Source organism: Streptomyces sp. AC558_RSS880 (assembly GCF_019049255.1).
In the GTDB taxonomy this organism is placed as follows: Bacteria; Actinomycetota; Actinomycetes; order Streptomycetales; family Streptomycetaceae; genus Streptomyces.
Genome location: NZ_JAGMUJ010000133.1, coordinates 83,940 through 98,498, shown reverse-complemented (window position 1 = coordinate 98,498; position 14,559 = coordinate 83,940). Strand labels below are relative to the sequence as shown.

Annotated in this window: 14 protein-coding genes; 9 read left to right on the top strand and 5 right to left on the bottom strand. The window is 74.2% G+C overall.

Features of this window, described 5'->3' with window-relative positions:
- The first annotated feature begins 6 nt into the window (after positions 1 to 6).
- Complete coding sequence (locus tag KUM38_RS32065; protein WP_217134659.1) at positions 7 to 834, top strand: MOSC domain-containing protein; 828 nt, start codon at positions 7 to 9, stop codon at positions 832 to 834.
- Between the two features lie 23 nt (positions 835 to 857).
- On the opposite strand, the gene KUM38_RS32060 is transcribed toward KUM38_RS32065, so the two are convergent.
- Entirely contained in the window at positions 858 to 1,826 is a 969-nt protein-coding gene (locus KUM38_RS32060) for a LysR family transcriptional regulator (RefSeq protein ID WP_217134657.1), read from the bottom strand.
- Between the two features lie 114 nt (positions 1,827 to 1,940).
- Between KUM38_RS32060 and KUM38_RS32055 the strand changes: the two genes are divergently transcribed.
- The 3 genes from KUM38_RS32055 (at position 1,941) to bla (ending at position 5,143) form a co-directional block, all read left to right on the top strand.
- Positions 1,941 to 2,882, top strand: a complete 942-nt coding sequence (locus KUM38_RS32055) for a serine hydrolase (protein WP_217134655.1) — start codon at positions 1,941 to 1,943, stop codon at positions 2,880 to 2,882.
- Between the two features lie 95 nt (positions 2,883 to 2,977).
- Positions 2,978 to 4,003, top strand: coding sequence for an MBL fold metallo-hydrolase (locus KUM38_RS32050; RefSeq protein WP_374227111.1), 1,026 nt, complete (start codon positions 2,978 to 2,980; stop codon positions 4,001 to 4,003).
- A gap of 189 nt (positions 4,004 to 4,192) precedes the next feature.
- Complete coding sequence (gene bla / locus KUM38_RS32045; protein WP_217134650.1) at positions 4,193 to 5,143, top strand: class A beta-lactamase; 951 nt, start codon at positions 4,193 to 4,195, stop codon at positions 5,141 to 5,143.
- A gap of 228 nt (positions 5,144 to 5,371) precedes the next feature.
- Here the strand turns inward: bla and KUM38_RS32040 are convergent, their stop codons facing one another.
- Positions 5,372 to 6,919 carry a carboxylesterase/lipase family protein gene (locus KUM38_RS32040; protein ID WP_217134648.1) on the bottom strand — a complete coding sequence of 516 codons (1,548 nt, stop codon included), beginning with the start codon at positions 6,917 to 6,919 and terminating at the stop codon, positions 5,372 to 5,374.
- Positions 6,920 to 7,093: 174 nt separating this feature from the next.
- On the opposite strand from KUM38_RS32040, the gene KUM38_RS32035 reads away from it, so the two are divergent.
- On the top strand, positions 7,094 to 8,164 hold the full coding sequence (locus KUM38_RS32035) for a LacI family DNA-binding transcriptional regulator (RefSeq protein ID WP_217134646.1): 1,071 nt from the start codon (positions 7,094 to 7,096) through the stop codon (positions 8,162 to 8,164).
- A gap of 309 nt (positions 8,165 to 8,473) precedes the next feature.
- The gene (locus KUM38_RS32030) at positions 8,474 to 9,700 is read left to right on the top strand and encodes an MFS transporter (protein ID WP_217134644.1); all 1,227 of its coding nucleotides are present in this window, start codon (positions 8,474 to 8,476) and stop codon (positions 9,698 to 9,700) included.
- Here the strand turns inward: KUM38_RS32030 and KUM38_RS32025 are convergent.
- Positions 9,675 to 10,397, bottom strand: a complete 723-nt coding sequence (locus KUM38_RS32025) for a ThuA domain-containing protein (RefSeq protein WP_254398068.1) — start codon at positions 10,395 to 10,397, stop codon at positions 9,675 to 9,677. The genes KUM38_RS32030 and KUM38_RS32025 overlap by 26 nt on opposite strands.
- Before the next feature lie 72 nt (positions 10,398 to 10,469).
- On the opposite strand from KUM38_RS32025, the gene KUM38_RS32020 reads away from it, so the two are divergent.
- Both KUM38_RS32020 and KUM38_RS32015 read left to right on the top strand, forming a co-directional pair.
- Entirely contained in the window at positions 10,470 to 11,585 is a 1,116-nt protein-coding gene (locus KUM38_RS32020; RefSeq protein WP_217134643.1) for an NADAR family protein, read from the top strand.
- 24 nt (positions 11,586 to 11,609) lie between these two features.
- Positions 11,610 to 12,014: a VOC family protein gene (locus KUM38_RS32015; RefSeq protein ID WP_217134642.1), complete on the top strand. Its 405-nt coding sequence runs from the start codon at positions 11,610 to 11,612 to the stop codon at positions 12,012 to 12,014.
- On the opposite strand, the gene KUM38_RS32010 is transcribed toward KUM38_RS32015, so the two are convergent.
- Positions 11,994 to 12,683, bottom strand: a complete 690-nt coding sequence (locus KUM38_RS32010) for a helix-turn-helix transcriptional regulator (protein ID WP_217134641.1) — start codon at positions 12,681 to 12,683, stop codon at positions 11,994 to 11,996. The genes KUM38_RS32015 and KUM38_RS32010 overlap by 21 nt on opposite strands.
- A gap of 9 nt (positions 12,684 to 12,692) precedes the next feature.
- Positions 12,693 to 13,628 carry an AraC family transcriptional regulator gene (locus KUM38_RS32005; protein WP_217134640.1) on the bottom strand — a complete coding sequence of 312 codons (936 nt, stop codon included), beginning with the start codon at positions 13,626 to 13,628 and terminating at the stop codon, positions 12,693 to 12,695.
- Positions 13,629 to 13,709: 81 nt separating this feature from the next.
- On the opposite strand from KUM38_RS32005, the gene KUM38_RS32000 reads away from it, so the two are divergent.
- Positions 13,710 to 14,552, top strand: a complete 843-nt coding sequence (locus tag KUM38_RS32000; protein WP_217134638.1) for an NmrA family NAD(P)-binding protein — start codon at positions 13,710 to 13,712, stop codon at positions 14,550 to 14,552.
- Positions 14,553 to 14,559 lie beyond the last annotated feature (7 nt).

Below are 14,559 nucleotides of genomic sequence, written 5' to 3'. Positions count from 1 at the left end.
GCCACCATGGCCAGCGTTGTCGAGCTGACGTACTACCCCGTCAAGGGCTGCGCCGGGACATCGGTGGGCGAGGCGCTGCTCACCCCCGCCGGGCTCGCGCACGACCGCACGTTCATGGTCGTCGGCGAGGAGGGGGTGGGACGGACCCAGCGCCGGGATCCCCGACTGGCCCTGATCCGGCCCACGATCAGCGCCGACGGCGGGCGACTCACCCTCCACGCACCGGAGTTCGAGGCATTGGAGCTGCGCGTGGACACGGCCTCCGTCCGCCGGAAAGTGGAGCTGTTCGGGGCCGTCCACCAGGGCATCGACCAGGGTGACGCGGCAGCCGACTGGTTCTCGGAGGTGCTCCGCGCGCCGAGCCGGCTCGTGCGCGTGCCGCCGGAACACGACCGTGTGACCGACGGCCGGATTCCCGGCACCTCCGCCTACGCCGACAGCTGCGCCCTGCACGTCGTCTCCCGCACCACCCTCGACCTACTCGACCGCAAACTGGCCGAACGTGGCCTCCCGCCACTGCCGATGAACCGCTTCCGGCCCAACATCGTGGTCGACGGCTGGGACGAACCGCACACCGAGGATCGCGCCCACCGCCTCCGCATCGGCGACACCGAACTGGGCTACGCCAAGCTCGCCCTCCGCTGCGCGGTCACCCTGGTCGACCAGGGCACGGGACGGAGGGCCGGCCCGGAGCCGCTGCGCACCCTCGCCGGCTACCGCCGCGCCACCGGAGGCGGCATCGCCTACGGGACCAAGTACGCCGTGCTCCGCACCGGCAGGCTGTCCGTCGGGGACACCGCGCACGTCACCTCGTGGGGTGAGTCCGAGTTGTAGGACACCGGCCGGTGTGCGGGTGTTCAGCCGTACACCACCGACCACGGACGCGGGGTGTCGTCGGGTGGGTGCGTGGTGCTCCCGCGCCGTGGGGTGGCGGTGTGGTGGCGGGCCAGGACCTCGGCGGCGAGTTCGGCGAAGCGGCGGGCGGCCGGGTGGGCTCCGCGGCCGGCGGGCCAGGCGCCGCCGATGCGCAGGGTGAGGGGGCGACCCGCCAGGGGGGACCAGGCGACGCGGGGTTCCTTGCGGGCCGCCGGTCCCTGGTCGAAGGCGACTCCGTGCCCTGCCGTCACGAGGGCGAGCAGGAACTCGGGGTTGGAGGCGTGGCGGAGGCGGCCGGGGACGAAGCCTTCGGCACGGCACACGTCGAGGATGCGGTCGTGCCAGCCGGGTGCGTGTGCGCGGGGGAAGAGCACCAGGTCGTGGCCGGAGAGGTCACCGAGTGTCACTTCCGGCAGCCGGGCCAGGGGTGAGGTGCGGGGGAGGACGACGCCCAGGTCCAGTGAGATGGCGGGGCCGAGCCGTAGTTCGGTGGCGTCGACGGGGTGGTGCACGAGTCCGACGTCCAGGCCGCCGGAGGCCAGCAGCCGCAGTTGCTCCACGGTGGTGACCTCCTGCAGGTCGACGGAGAGCTCCGGAGCGTGTTCCGCGCAGGCGGAGAGCAGCGCGGACAGTACGGCGGCCGTGGTGTCGGGCGGCACGCCCGCGCGCAGGGTGCCGAGGCCGCCGTCGGCGGCACGGCGGGCCAGGGTGCGCAGCCTCTTCTCCCGCGCGAGGAGTTCATGGGCCTCTTCCAGCAGCGCCGCTCCGGCGGCGCTGAGCCGGACGGCGCGCTGTGAGCGGTCGAAGAGTTCGGCTCCGAGTTCCTTCTCCAGCCGGCGGATCGCCTGGCTGAGCGGCGGCTGGGCCATGCCCAGCCGCTCGGCGGCCCGGCTGAAGTGCAGCTCGTCGGCTACGGTGACGAAAAGACGCAGGTGGCGCAAGAGATCCACGGTCAAGGATCCTATGCGGAAGCCGCCTTGAGGGGGACGGCCCGGTCGGTCCGGCGGTCGACCGGCCGGCCGGCCAGCCGATGAGGGGGGAACGTCGATGGCCGAGGACGAGCAGTGACGAGTACGCGAACAGCGACCGAGGACCGGATCCGGCAGGTATTCGCCGAGGCGGGCGCGAGGGGGCAGTTGCACGCCGTTCCCGTCCCTACGCGCATGCCGGCCGCCGGGGAGAACGGCGGCGAGCGGGAGGCCCGTGAGGTCGCCGTGGGCGCCGACGACGACGTCGTCATCGCTTCGATCTTCAAGGTGCTGCTGGTGCTGGAGTTCGCCCGGCAGGTCGTGGCCGGCCAGCTCGATCCGAGGGAGCGGGTGCGGGTGACCTCGGCCGACCGGCTCGGCGGCTGGGGCACCGCCGGCTGCCTGGACGATGTCGAGCTGTCGTTGCGCGATCTGGCCTACTTCGCGATGTCGGTCAGTGACAACTCGGCCGCCGATCTGCTGCTGGACCGCGTCGGCCTGGACACCGTGAGACTGCTCGCGAAGGAACTCGGTCTGGACCGGACACGCATCGTGGGCGGCCCGCGGGACCTGCTGGAATCGATGCTCGCGGAGGTCGGGGCACGCGACGAGAGGGAGTTCGCCGTGCGCTACCCGGCCCTGCCGGACGAGAGGAAGAGACGGCTGGCGGTGCTGGACCCCCGCCACACCACGGCCGCCACACCCCGCGAGATCACACGGCTGCTCCGGCTCGTGTGGACCGATGCCGCCGGGCCGCCGGAAGCCTGTGCGCTCGTACGCGATCTGATGGGCAAGCAGGTTTTTCGTCACCGGCTGGTGTCGGGTTTCCCGGACGACGTCGCGGTCGCGGCCAAGACCGGCACGCTGCCCGGGCTGCACATGGAGGCGGGCGTCGCCCGCTACCCGGACGGCGAGTGCTACGCGATCGCCGTGTTCGCGCGCACACACGATCTGACCGCGTCCCGTGCCACGGTGGATGCGGCGATCGGCCGGGCTGCCGGAATCGCGGCCGCTTTCCTCCGCGGCGGCGGCCGCTGACCGGGGCACATATGCGTTCACGTATCGGAAGTGCCGGACTCCGGTCTTGGACAGGGGACTTCACCCCTTGATCTGCTGACGCCATGACCCAGGACATGCACACCTCGGACAGATCCGACGTCTTCCCCCGCCGCGGGCCCGACCGCCGTACGGTGCTGCGGGGCGCCGCGCTCGGTGCGGCGGCCCCGCTGCTCCCGGCCGCGGCGGCCACCGCAGCCCCGGCGTCCACGACCGCCGGCCGCGACCGGGGTGGTGACCGAGCCGCCCGTTCCGTGTCGTTCCGCTGGCTCGGCACCACGGGCTGGCGCATCGACGTGGGCGGCCGCACCGTGCTCTTCGACCCCTACCTCACCCGCTTCCCCACCGGGCTGTTCGGCAGCGGTCTCGACCCGGAGACGGAGCTGAAGACGGATCCCGCCGTCGTGGACGCGCACATCGGCCGTCCCGACCTGGTGCTGGTGAGCCACTCCCACTGGGACCACCTCGGCGACGTGCCGTACATCGCCAGGACCACCGGCGCCCGCGTCATCGGCACCGAGACCACGTACCACCTGCTCACCGCCCTCGGGGTCGACCCGAAGCAGATCTCCGTGGTGAAGGGCGGCGAGGTGCTGGACATCGGCACGATCACCGTCGAGGTCGTACCCGGCCTGCACAGCCGCAACAAGAACTGCTCGTACTTCGCCCCGGGCACGCTGAACGCCCCGCCCGCGACGGTTCCCCGCACCATCGCGGACCTGCCCGAGGGTGACACCCTGGCCTTCCGGGTCACGGCCGGGGAACACGGCCCGTCGGCCTTCCTCATGGGGGCCAGCGACTTCGACGAGCGGGCGGTGCGGGGCCTGCGCCCCGACCTCGCGATGATCGCCGTGCCCACCGCCACCAGCACCACCCACCACTACGTGCCCCGACTGCTGGACGCCCTGGACGCCCCAGGTGTCGTCGTCCCCGTCCACTGGGACAACTTCGAGCTGCCGCTGACCGGTTCCCCGGTCCGCGACCCGGCGATGGACCTCGACGCCTTCCTCGCCCAGGTCGGGAAGGCGTCCCCGGCCACCCGGATCGTCGTCCCGGACTACCGCACCGTGTACGACGGCGACATGCGGCCCGCACGCCGGTAGGAGGGCATGCCGGAACGGCAACGGGTCTTCGTTACCGTTCGGTCCGGACGGTCGTCGACAGCCGGGTCGACACGCAGAACATCCCCTATCGAGAAGGGACACTCCCCTATGGTTCCTGACCCCCTTCCCAGCACGGGACGGCCTCTCCGCTCGCTCTTACGGCTCGCGGCGCCGGCTGCCTTCGCGCTGTTGGCGGTCACCGCCTGTGCGGCGGGTACCACCAGCGTCACCGGCGCGGGTGCCACCGGCGGTACGAGCACCGCCGACGGGACGAGCGCCCCGAGCCCCACCCCCCGGACGCGGCACGACGTCTCCTCCGACTCCGGCCTGACCGAGGCGCTGCGGGAACTCGAGAAGTCCTACGACGGGCGGATCGGCGCGGTGGGCATCGACCTGGGGACCGGCCGGGCGGTCGGGTACCGGGCCGACGAGCGCTTCCCGTTCAACTCCTCGTTCAAGGTGTTCGCGTGTGCGGCGGTGCTGGACAAGGCGCGCACCGGCGAGCCGGGGCTGATGGACGAGGTGGTGCGCTGGAAGCCCGCCGACATGGCCGGGCTGACCGGGAACTCCCCGGAGACCACCGAGTACACCGACACCGGGATGACACCCGCGCAGTTCTGCCGCGCCGGGATCACCAAGTCCGACGGTTTCGCGGGCAACATGCTCCTGGAGCGGATCGGCGGGCCGCGCGGGCTGACCGCGTTCTTCCGCGCCGTCGGTGACCGGACGAGCCGCCTGGACCGGCCGGAGCCCCGGCTGACCGAGTGGGCGCCCGGCGAGACGCGCGACACCACCACCCCCGCGGCGGCCGCACGGACCTTCTCCGAGCTCACCACCGGTGACGTCCTCCGTCCCCGGGACCGGGCGCGGCTGGTCGGCTGGCTGAAGGCGAGCCTCACCGGTACGAAGCGGATCAAGGCGGGACTGCCCGGGGGCTGGACGGTCGGTGACAAGACCGGCACCGGCGGGGCGAGCAACCACGGCACCGCGAACGACCTGGCGATCGCCTGGCCCCCGGGGGCGGACGCGCCGGTCGTCCTGTCGGTGTTCACCCGCCGCAACCTCGACGGCGTCGGGCACGACGACAAGGTGATCGCGTCCGCCGCGACCGCGCTGGCCGAGGCCCTCGGCAAGCTGTGACCGGCCGTCGGGCCGTGGCACGGTCCGGGGCCGGAGCGGACCCCGGCCGCCGCCCCGGCCCGCGCGGGACGCACGCCGACGGGACGTCGGGGAGAGGAGCGTCCACCTCCGTGCGTCCCGGGGTGCGGCGCCTCCTCCGCGGTGGCGGAGCCCACGGCCGCGCCCTCCGCTCGTGGCCCGCCGGTGCGACCCGTCCGTCGAGCGGGCCCGTCCGGCCGCGCACCCGTGTCAGGTGCGGCGGAGTGCGCCGCTGCGGCGCAGGCGGCGGACGACCGAGCGGAGTTCAGGGGTCGTGGCGGGCTCGGGGCCCTCGGCGGCGGCCGTGGTCCACAGGGCGAGTTCGCGGTCCCGGGGGCCGTGTTCGACGTGCGGGTCGCCGTCGCCGTACACCTGCACCGGGTGGTGCGGGTTCCAGCGCTCCCAGCCCGGCGAGCCGTCGGAGACGAACCGCACCCACGCCCCGTGCATCGCGTCGGCCAGGTCCTGCGGTGCGCCCTCACCCGCGAGTTTGCGGGCGGCGGGTTCGTCGCCGCTGTCGAAGACGAAGCCGAGTTCCAGGGCGTGGCAGGCGCCCATGCCGGGGCGGCGGGAGGGCCAGGCGAACTCGTAGACGTACGAGGGGTCCCGGCGGCCGTCGGCGAGCCGGTGCAGGGGGATGCGGAGCAGGTGGTCGGTGACCAGCTGGCCGACGAGTTCCGCGGTGCCGGCGTCCGGGCGCAGGGCGCGGTAGCCGCGCGGGACCTCGCTGCCGCAGCGGCAGCGGGCCATCGCGCCGGCGAGGGCGACCGCGCCGAGGCGGTCGACGCGTTCGACCAGGCCGCCGGGGACGAGCCAGAGGCGGTACTCGTCGCGGGTCCAGCCGGTCAGCAGCTCCACACCGGGGGCCGCGCCGTCGGTGAGCGCCTCCAGGGGGTCGCGCGGGACCAGGTCGCCGTCGGTGACGACACCGAAGGCGGGGCCGCCGAGTATCGGGCTGCTGAGGCGGCCGATGTCGGCCTGGACGCGGAGGAGTTGGCCGCGGTCGGCGGCGGCGAAGGCTTCGGCGGTGGCGGGGATCCTCAGGCGGTTCGCCATGCGGCGGACCATGCGGCGCACCTTGTCGCGGTCGGTGGTCTCGGGTGGGCCGCTCTGCAGGACGGCCCGGCGGACCAGTCCCCGGGTCTGCGGGGCGGCGACGAGCGCGCCCGTGCTGATCGCTCCGGCGGACTGGCCGCCGAGGGTGATGCGGTCGGGGTCGCCGCCGAAGGCCCCGATCGACTCGTGGACCCAGTGGAGCGCGGCGAGCTGGTCGCGCAGGCCGGGGTTGGCGGGGGTGTCCGGGAAGAGGCCGTAGCCCTCGACGCCGAGGCGGTAGTTGACCGACACGAACACCACGCCGTCGCGGGCGAAGGTGTGGCCGTCGTAGACGGGAACGGCCGAGGAGCCCCTGGTCAGGGCGCCGCCGTGGAGCCATACGAGGACGGGGAGGCGGGCGCCGGGGGCGGGGTCGGGGGTCCAGACGTTGAGGTTGAGGCAGTCGTCGCCGGGGACGACCGGGTCGGAGAGGTACTGCGCGAAGGCCTCCGAGTACGGGGGCTTGGGGGCCGTCGGTCCGAAGGCGGCGGCTTCCCGTACGCCGTCCCAGCGGTCCGGGGGGACCGGCGGGCGGAAGCGGCGGGGGCCGAAGGGGGGTGCCGCGTAGGGGATGCCCCGGAAGACGGCCACGTTCCGCTCCCAGCGGCCGCGCACGGCTCCGTACGGGGTTCTGGTCACGGGGTCGTCCCGGTCTGTCGTCATTCGCCCACCAGCCCTTCACCGTGCCGCGTCGCGTCGCGCACCGGACGGGCCCGCCGGTGACACGAGAGCGCCGCGACGCCCTTCGGTATTCCTGGGTACGCGTGAGAGTTCTTCCCGCTCCGGTGTGCCGGACCTACAGTAGGAAGCGCTTTCTATTCGGAGAGGTGGGTACTCGTGGTCCGTGCGGGGAGTGCCGGCGTGACGGCCGGGCCGACGCTGGCGGTGGTGGCCCGTGAGGCGGGGGTGTCGGTGCCGACCGCGTCCAAGGTGGTCAACGGCCGCGAGGACGTGGCGCCCGAGACCCGCCGCCGCGTCACCGAGGCACTGGACCGGCTCGGTTACATCAGGAGACCCCGGTTCGACGGCGGGAGGGCGCCGCGTCTGGTGGACCTCGTGGTCCACTCGCTGGAGACCTCCGGCTCGGGCGCGGTGCTGCACGGCGCGGAGGAGGCGGCGGACGACGCGGGTCTCGAGCTCGTCGTCTCGGCGGCCCTGACGCGGAGCCGTGCGGAGCGGCCGGAGCGGCCGGAGCGGGGCTGGCTGGACAAGCTCGTCCTGCGGGGATCGTCGGGGGTGCTGTTCCACCTGGCGGAGCTGAGCGACCCGCAGTACGCGTGGCTCAAGCAGCACCGCATCCCGTTCGTGATGATCGACCCGGTGCTCGAACCGCCGCCGGGTGTCGTCTCGGTCGGGGCGGCGAACTGGCGGGGCGGGGTGACGGCGACCGAGCACCTGCTGGCCCTGGGCCACGAGCGCATCGCGGTCGTCGCCGGACACCGGCACACGCTGTGCGCCGACGCGCGGATCGCCGGCTACCGCTCGGCCCTCGCCGCGGCGGGTGTACGGCACCGCCCCGAGTACGTCCGGCACGCCGGCTCCGGTGAGGACGCGGCCGGCCGCCGCGTGCGCGAACTCCTCGATCTGCCCGAGCCGCCCACGGCCGTCTTCGTCTGCGCGGACCGGATGGCGCTGGGGGTCTACGAGGCCCTGGCCGAGCGGGGTCTGCGCGTACCGGACGACATGAGCGTGGTCGGCTACGACGACCTGCCCGAGGCCCGCTGGCTCACCCCGGCCCTGACGACGGTCCGCCAGCCCCTGTCCGAGATGGCCGCGACGGCCCTGCGGCTGCTGCTGCGCATGATGGACGGCCACCGCCCGGAGAGCACCCGCACGGAACTGTCGACCCGGCTGGTGGAACGCGCCAGCACGGCACCTCCCGGGCCCCGTCCGAACGGTCACGGCTGACGGGCGGCACCGCGCTCCGGTACGAGCCCGCCCCGCCGTGCGGCCGGCGGCGGAACCCGGCTCCCGGGAGGGGGCCGGGCCGGAGGGCGGCGCCCCGCCCGGTACGGCGTGACACAGCTCACGGCGATGTGCGGCTCGATCTTGGAATGCGCGGGCCGCCGTTCTTGCTCCGCTCCTTATGGGCTTCCCCTGTCCCGGGGTGCGCGGGGCAATGGTGCTCGGCGCGACCGGCCACGAGAGCCGGGGACGACCTCGGTCCTTCCCCCGCCCCCGATCCGGCCCGCTGTCTTCGAAAGGTTTCCCCGCACCATGCCACTGGCTCTGCTCGCCCTGGCCGTCGTCGCGTTCGGCCTCGGCACGACCGAGTTCGCCACCATGGGGCTGCTGCCCCAGATCGCCGACGGGGTCGGCGTCTCCGTGCCGGACGCCGGCAACCTCGTCTCGGCCTACGCGCTCGGTGTCGTCGTCGGCGCCCCCGTACTGACGGGCATCGGGGCGCGCGTGCCCCACAAGCGGCTGCTGCTGCTCCTGTCCGGGCTGTTCGTGGTCGGCAACGTCGCGTCCGCGCTCGCCCCCACCTTCGGCCTGCTCTTCGGGGCGCGTTTCCTGACGGGGCTGCCGCACGGGGCGCTGTTCGGCGTGGGCGCCGTCGTGGCCTCCCGGCTGGTCGCCCCCGACCGGGCCGCGCGCGCCGTCTCGAAGATGTTCCTCGGGCTCACCGTCGCGAACATCGTCGGCGTCCCGGCCGGCACGGCCCTCGGCCAGCAGCTGGGCTGGCGGTCCGCCTACCTCGCGATCGCCGTCATCGGCCTCGCCGCCCTCGCCGCGCTGGCCCTCTTCGTCCCCCACCAGCCCCGCGGCGGACAGTCCGGCATCCGGCACGAGCTGCGGGCGATGGGCAACCGGCAGGTCGCGATCGGCCTGGCCGTCGCCGTGGTGGGATTCGGCGGCTTCTTCGCCGTCTACAGCTACCTGGTGCCCATCCTGACGAACGTGACGGGCATCTCCGACTCCTCGACCACCCTGGTCCTCGCGCTCTACGGCGTCGGCATGACGCTCGGCACGCTGGTCGCGGGCCCGCTCACGGACCGCGCCCTGCGCCCGACGCTGTACGCGGGGCTCGCCCTGCTCGCGGCGGCGCTGGTGACGTTCTCCTTCACCGTCCACAGCACCTGGTCCGCCCTGGTGACGATCACCTTCATCGGTGCGCTGGGCGCCTTCATCACCACGCCCGTCCAGATGCTGCTCATGGCCAAGGCGAAGGACGCCCCGACGATGGCCGCGGCCTCCAACCACTCCGCCTTCAACCTGGCCAACGCGGGCGGCGCCTGGCTCGGCGGGCTGGCCCTCTCTGCGGGCTGGGGCTGGACCTCCCCCGCCCTGGTCGGCGCCGCCCTCGCCGTGGCCGGTCTCGGCCTCGCCCTCACGGGCGGCCTCCTGAACCGGGACGGCCGCCGCTCCGAGGTGATCACCTCGTCCGGCACCGGGGCCCCGGCGGAAGCCGCCCGGGTCACGTCGGCCCACCGCCCGGACTGACCCGCTCGCCCGCCCCGGTCTCCAGGGGGGCGGGGGACGGCGCCCGGAGGCGCGGGGCGGCCGCCCAGCCGATCCCGCCGCGCAGGTGAGCGCGGAAGGCGGGGTCGTCGTAGGCCTCGGCGGCATGCCCGAGCGCGGTGTAGAAGACCCGCCCGGCGCCCTGGTCGCGGCACCACGCCAGGGGGTGGTCGGGGCCCATCCCGCCGCCCTCGTACGACGACTCGTCGGCGGAGACGAGGACCCGCGCGGCGGGGCGCGGATTGGTGCGGAAGTCGTACCACTCGTCCGTGAACTCCCAGACGGCGGGCAGATGCCGGGTCGCCGGGTGGTCGTGGTCCTCGATCACGGCGCGGCCCGGCTGGAAGGCCGGGTGCCGGTCGAAGCGGGCGCCGAGGAGTTCGCCGTAGTACGGCCAGTCGTACTCCGTGCAGGCCGCCGCGTGCACCCCGACGAACCCGCCGCCCGCCTCGACGTACGCGGCGAGCCGCTGCCGCCCGGCCGGGGTGAGCACCTCGCCGCTGGTGGAGAGGAAGACGACGGCGGCGTAGTCGTCGAGCGGTTCCTCGAAGGCGGCCGGGTCCTCGGTGGCGTCGACGGTGAAGTCGCCGAGGGTGCGCAGGGCGGCGACACCGGCGGGGATGGAGTCGTGCCGGTAGTCGGTGGTGCGGGTGTACACGAGGAGTGCGGGGGCGGCCATGGGCGGGAGCCTATGCGGTGGGCGCCGGAAACTCGATGTCGGGCGGGTGTCGCGGTCCTCCAGAATGTGCGGATGATCGGCAACCGGATCACCTACCGCATGGCGGACGGCGTACGCGTCCCCGGGACCTGGCGGCACGCCTTCATCCGCAACTTCGACTACCACCTGACCGACCTGTTCATCTACGCGGACGGGCTCATCGACTGCTGGGGACTGGTCACCCTGGAGGAGTTCGAGAAGAAGCTGCGCAGCGGCCGGGTGGCGACCGAACTCCCCGAGGGCGCGGAGGCGTCCGCCTTCGACCTGGCCCGGTGGAAGTTCGCCGAGCCGCAGACCTGGCTCACTCCCGAGGTCCTGGTCGCCGAGATACGGGACACCATCGACCAGCTCAACGGGCGCCCGGACTCGACCGCCCGCTGTCTGGCGGCGGTCGACGTGTTCCTGGCCGACCCCACCGAGGAGAACCGGGACGCGGCACGCGACGCGTACTTCGCCATACCCGAGACGCGGCGGCACTACGCGCTGGGCGACATGGACCGCAAGGACTGGCCGTTGCAGGTGCTGGTGGCCGGCCCCGGCGGGACCACCGACCGCCGGCCCGACGAGGAGGTCACGCAGGACGAGTACGACCGGGCGCTCTCCTACTTCGAGGAGCGGGCCGAGTGGATCGCGAAGGGGCGTTCGCGCGTTCCGGCCGACGGTCCCGCGACCGCCGTCGCCCCCGCGGTCCACCTGTACGAGAGCTACCCGCTCAAGCCGTCCGACGACCCGGGCACGAAGGCGCTGCGCAACGAGTACCCGGCGCCCGTCGAGGTCGACGGCGTCACCTACCCCACCGTCACCCACGCCTACTGGGCCCTCTCCGTCGCCGACCCCGCCCTGCGGGAGGCGGTCGCCGCCGCGGACAGCACCTTCAGCGCCCGGAACCTGGCCGCCGACGCCGATCGGAGCGAGGACTGGGAGCGGCGACGGACCGCCGTCATGACGGCGCTGCTGCGTGCCAAGTTCACCCGGCATCCGGAACTGGCCCGCGCCCTGCTGGCCACCGACGACGCGACGATCGTCTACGGCGACTCCGACTCCGCCTTCTGGGGCGACGACCGCGGCCGGGGCCGCAACTGGACCGGACGGCTCCTCGAACTCGTCCGGTCCGAACTCGCGTGTCCGATTCCTTCAAGACCGTCGTAGGGGCGCGGCCCTACGGTGGGCCGCATGAGTGCACGATTCGATGCCATCGGGCTGGTCGTCTCCGACATGGCCGCCTCCGTCGCCTTCTACCGGCGACTCGGGTTCGCCTTCCCGGAGGGGGCCGAGGAACAGGGACACGTGGAGGCCGAACTGCCGGGCGGACTGCGGCTGTTGCTGGACACGGAGGAGGTGGTCCGGTCCTTCCACACGGAATGGGAGCCGCCGTCGGGCGGGGGCAGGACCTCCCTGGCGCTGCGGTGCGACAGCCCCGCGGAGGTCGACACGCTCTTCGCGGAGATGGTCGACGCCGGGAGCCGTTCCGAGCTCAAGCCGTGGGACGCGGTGTGGGGGCAGCGGTACGCCGTCCTCCTCGATCCGGACGGCAACGGGGTGGACCTGTTCGCGCCGCTACCCGTGAGCGGTCAGTAGCCCGCCCGGCGGCAGGCCCGTCAAGCCCCGTACCTCGCGGGAGAGGTGGGCCTGGTCCGCGTAACCGGTCCGGGCGGCCGTCTCCGCGAGGGGGACGCCCGCCCGGGCCAGGGCGAGGGCGCGGCGCATCCGGAGGATGCGGGCCAGGGTCTTCGGGCCGTAGCCGAACGCGGCCAGCGAGCGGCGGTGCAGCTGGCGGGCGCCCAGGCCCAGTTCGTCGGCGGTCGCGGCGACCGGGCGGCCCGTGTCGAGGGCTGCCACGAGAAGGCCGAGCAGAGGGTCGGGCGGGGGCGTCTCCGCCGCCCGGCGCAGGGCCAGGTCCTCCAGGCCGTGTGCCGGATCGTCCGCCGCGTTGACGCGGGCGGTCATCCGGCGGACGTCGGCCGCCGGCCACAGGTCGGACAGGGCGACGCGGCGGTCGCGCAGTTCGTGGGCGGGTACGCCCAGCAGCGCGGGCGCGGTGCCGGGACGGAAGCGGACGCCCGCCCAGGTGCCCGGCCGGCCTCCGGTGAGGTGCGCGTGGGTGTCGGGGCCCGCGACCAGCAGGCGCCCCTCGTGCCAGAGCAGGTCCATGCAGCCGTCGGGGAGCACCCGGCCCTCCCCGCCGGTGGACGGCCTGTTGGTCCACACGACCGCGCCCGTCAGCCGTGACGCCCGCTCCCTGTACACGCCCCCAGGCTACGCCGCCCGGTTCCGCCACTCCTGCGGGCTGATGCCGTACGCCCGTTTGAAGGCCGTGGACAGGGCGAAGGCGCTGCCGTAGCCGACCTGGCGGGCGATCGCGCCGAGGGTGTCGTCGGTGTCGCGGAGGCGGTCCGCGGCGAGGGCGAGGCGCCAGCCGGTGAGGTACGTCATCGGGGGTTCGCCGACGAGCTCGGTGAAGCGGCGGGCGAGGGCGGCGCGGGAGACACCGGCCTTCGCGGCGAGTTCGGCGACCGTCCACGGGCGGGCGGGGTCGTCCTGGAGCAGGCGGACGACCGGGCCCACGACCGGGTCGGCCCGGGCCCGGTACCAGGCGGGCGGCTCCGCCTCCGGGCGGGCGAACCAGGCCCGCAGCGCGGCGATGACCAGCAGGTCGAGCAGCCGGTCCAGGACGACCTCCTGGCCGGGGGCGTCGCGCACGACCTCGTCCATGAGGAAGGGGGTGAGCGGGCAGTCCCAGACGTCGGTGGTGAGGGAGAGCAGCGGCGGCAGCGCGTCGAGGAGCCGGCCGCCGATCTCGCCGCGCATCTGATAGGTGCCGATCAGCATCACCGTCCCGCCGTCCGGCCGGTCGCCCCAGGTGCGGACGCCGAGGTCCATGACGCCGTTGAGGGGGCGTCCGTCGGGGTAGTGGCACTCACCACCGGGCAGGATCAGCGCCTGCGGGGGCGTGGCCGGGTCGTCGGCGCAGAGGTACGGGTCGGGGCCGCGCGCGACGGCGAGGTCGCCGGGGCGCAGGCGCAGCCGCTCCCCGGCGTCGGAGACGATCCACGCCTCGCCGCGCACGAGCAGCATCACCGTCAGCGGAGCGCGGTCCTCCACGCGAATCGCCCACGGCGGGTCGAAGCACGCCCGGATCATGAACGCGCCCCGGGCGCGCGGGCCCTCGAGCAGGCCGGTGAGAGCGTCCATGGGGTCAGCGTAGACGCGGGCTTATGGGAACGAGCCGTTCGGCGATGGTTCCTCGCGGCGCGGGGCAGTTGACTCGACGGCATGACGGAGAACACGAAGAGCACGAAGGACATGACCCTGGTCGTCACGGGCGCGACGGGGCGTACGGGGAGCCGGGTGGCGCGGGCCGCCGGGGCGACGGGGCTGACGGTGCGGGCGGCGTCGCGGGCGACCGGGTTCGACTGGGCGGACCGGTCGACGTGGGCGGACGCCCTGCGGGGCGCGGACGCGGCCTATCTCGTCCACCCCGCCGATGTCGGCGCGCCCGGTACCGCCGAGGCGGTCGGCGAGCTGGCCGGCACGGCGGTCGGGCTGGGCGTACGGCGGCTGGTGCTGCTGTCCGCGCGGGGCGAGGACCAGGCCCTGCCCACCGAGGAGGCGCTGCGGGCGTCGGGCGCGGACTGGACGGTCGTACGGGCCGCGTGGTTCGCGCAGAACTTCAGCGAGGGGCCGCTGGTGGAGGAGCTGCGGCGCGGGGAGCTGGTGTTTCCGGCGGGTGAGGTGGCGGAGCCGTTCGTGGACGTGCGGGACATCGCGGAGGTGGTGGTGGCCGCGGTGACGGGCGGGGAGCGGTACGCGGGACGGACGCTCTCGGTGACCGGGCCCCGGCTGCTGACCTGGGGCGAGGCGGTCGCGGAGATCGCGGCGGCGACGGGGCGGCCGCTGACGTACCGGGCGGTGTCCGCGCGGGACTACGGCGAGGCGCTGCCGGGGTTGGGGGTGCCGGCGGAGGAGGCCGCGTTCCTCACGGAGTTGTTCGGGACGTTGCTCGACGGGCGCAACGCGAGTGTGGAGGACGGGGTGCGGCAGGCGCTGGGGCGTGAGGCGCGGGACTTCTCGGACTTCGTCCGGGAGGAGGCGGCGGCCGGGATCTGGAAGGCGTGAGCCGTTT

Coding starts and splice junctions, on each gene's coding strand:
- KUM38_RS32025 (WP_254398068.1), bottom strand. CDS start 10,397: ATGGCCGCCCCCGCACTCCTCGTGTACACCCGCACCACCGACTACCGG.
- KUM38_RS32040 (WP_217134648.1), bottom strand. CDS start 6,919: ATGACGACAGACCGGGACGACCCCGTGACCAGAACCCCGTACGGAGCC.
- KUM38_RS32020 (WP_217134643.1), top strand. CDS start 10,470: ATGATCGGCAACCGGATCACCTACCGCATGGCGGACGGCGTACGCGTC.
- KUM38_RS32030 (WP_217134644.1), top strand. CDS start 8,474: ATGCCACTGGCTCTGCTCGCCCTGGCCGTCGTCGCGTTCGGCCTCGGC.
- KUM38_RS32065 (WP_217134659.1), top strand. CDS start 7: ATGGCCAGCGTTGTCGAGCTGACGTACTACCCCGTCAAGGGCTGCGCC.
- KUM38_RS32005 (WP_217134640.1), bottom strand. CDS start 13,628: ATGGACGCTCTCACCGGCCTGCTCGAGGGCCCGCGCGCCCGGGGCGCG.
- KUM38_RS32000 (WP_217134638.1), top strand. CDS start 13,710: ATGACGGAGAACACGAAGAGCACGAAGGACATGACCCTGGTCGTCACG.
- KUM38_RS32015 (WP_217134642.1), top strand. CDS start 11,610: ATGAGTGCACGATTCGATGCCATCGGGCTGGTCGTCTCCGACATGGCC.
- KUM38_RS32050 (WP_374227111.1), top strand. CDS start 2,978: ATGCACACCTCGGACAGATCCGACGTCTTCCCCCGCCGCGGGCCCGAC.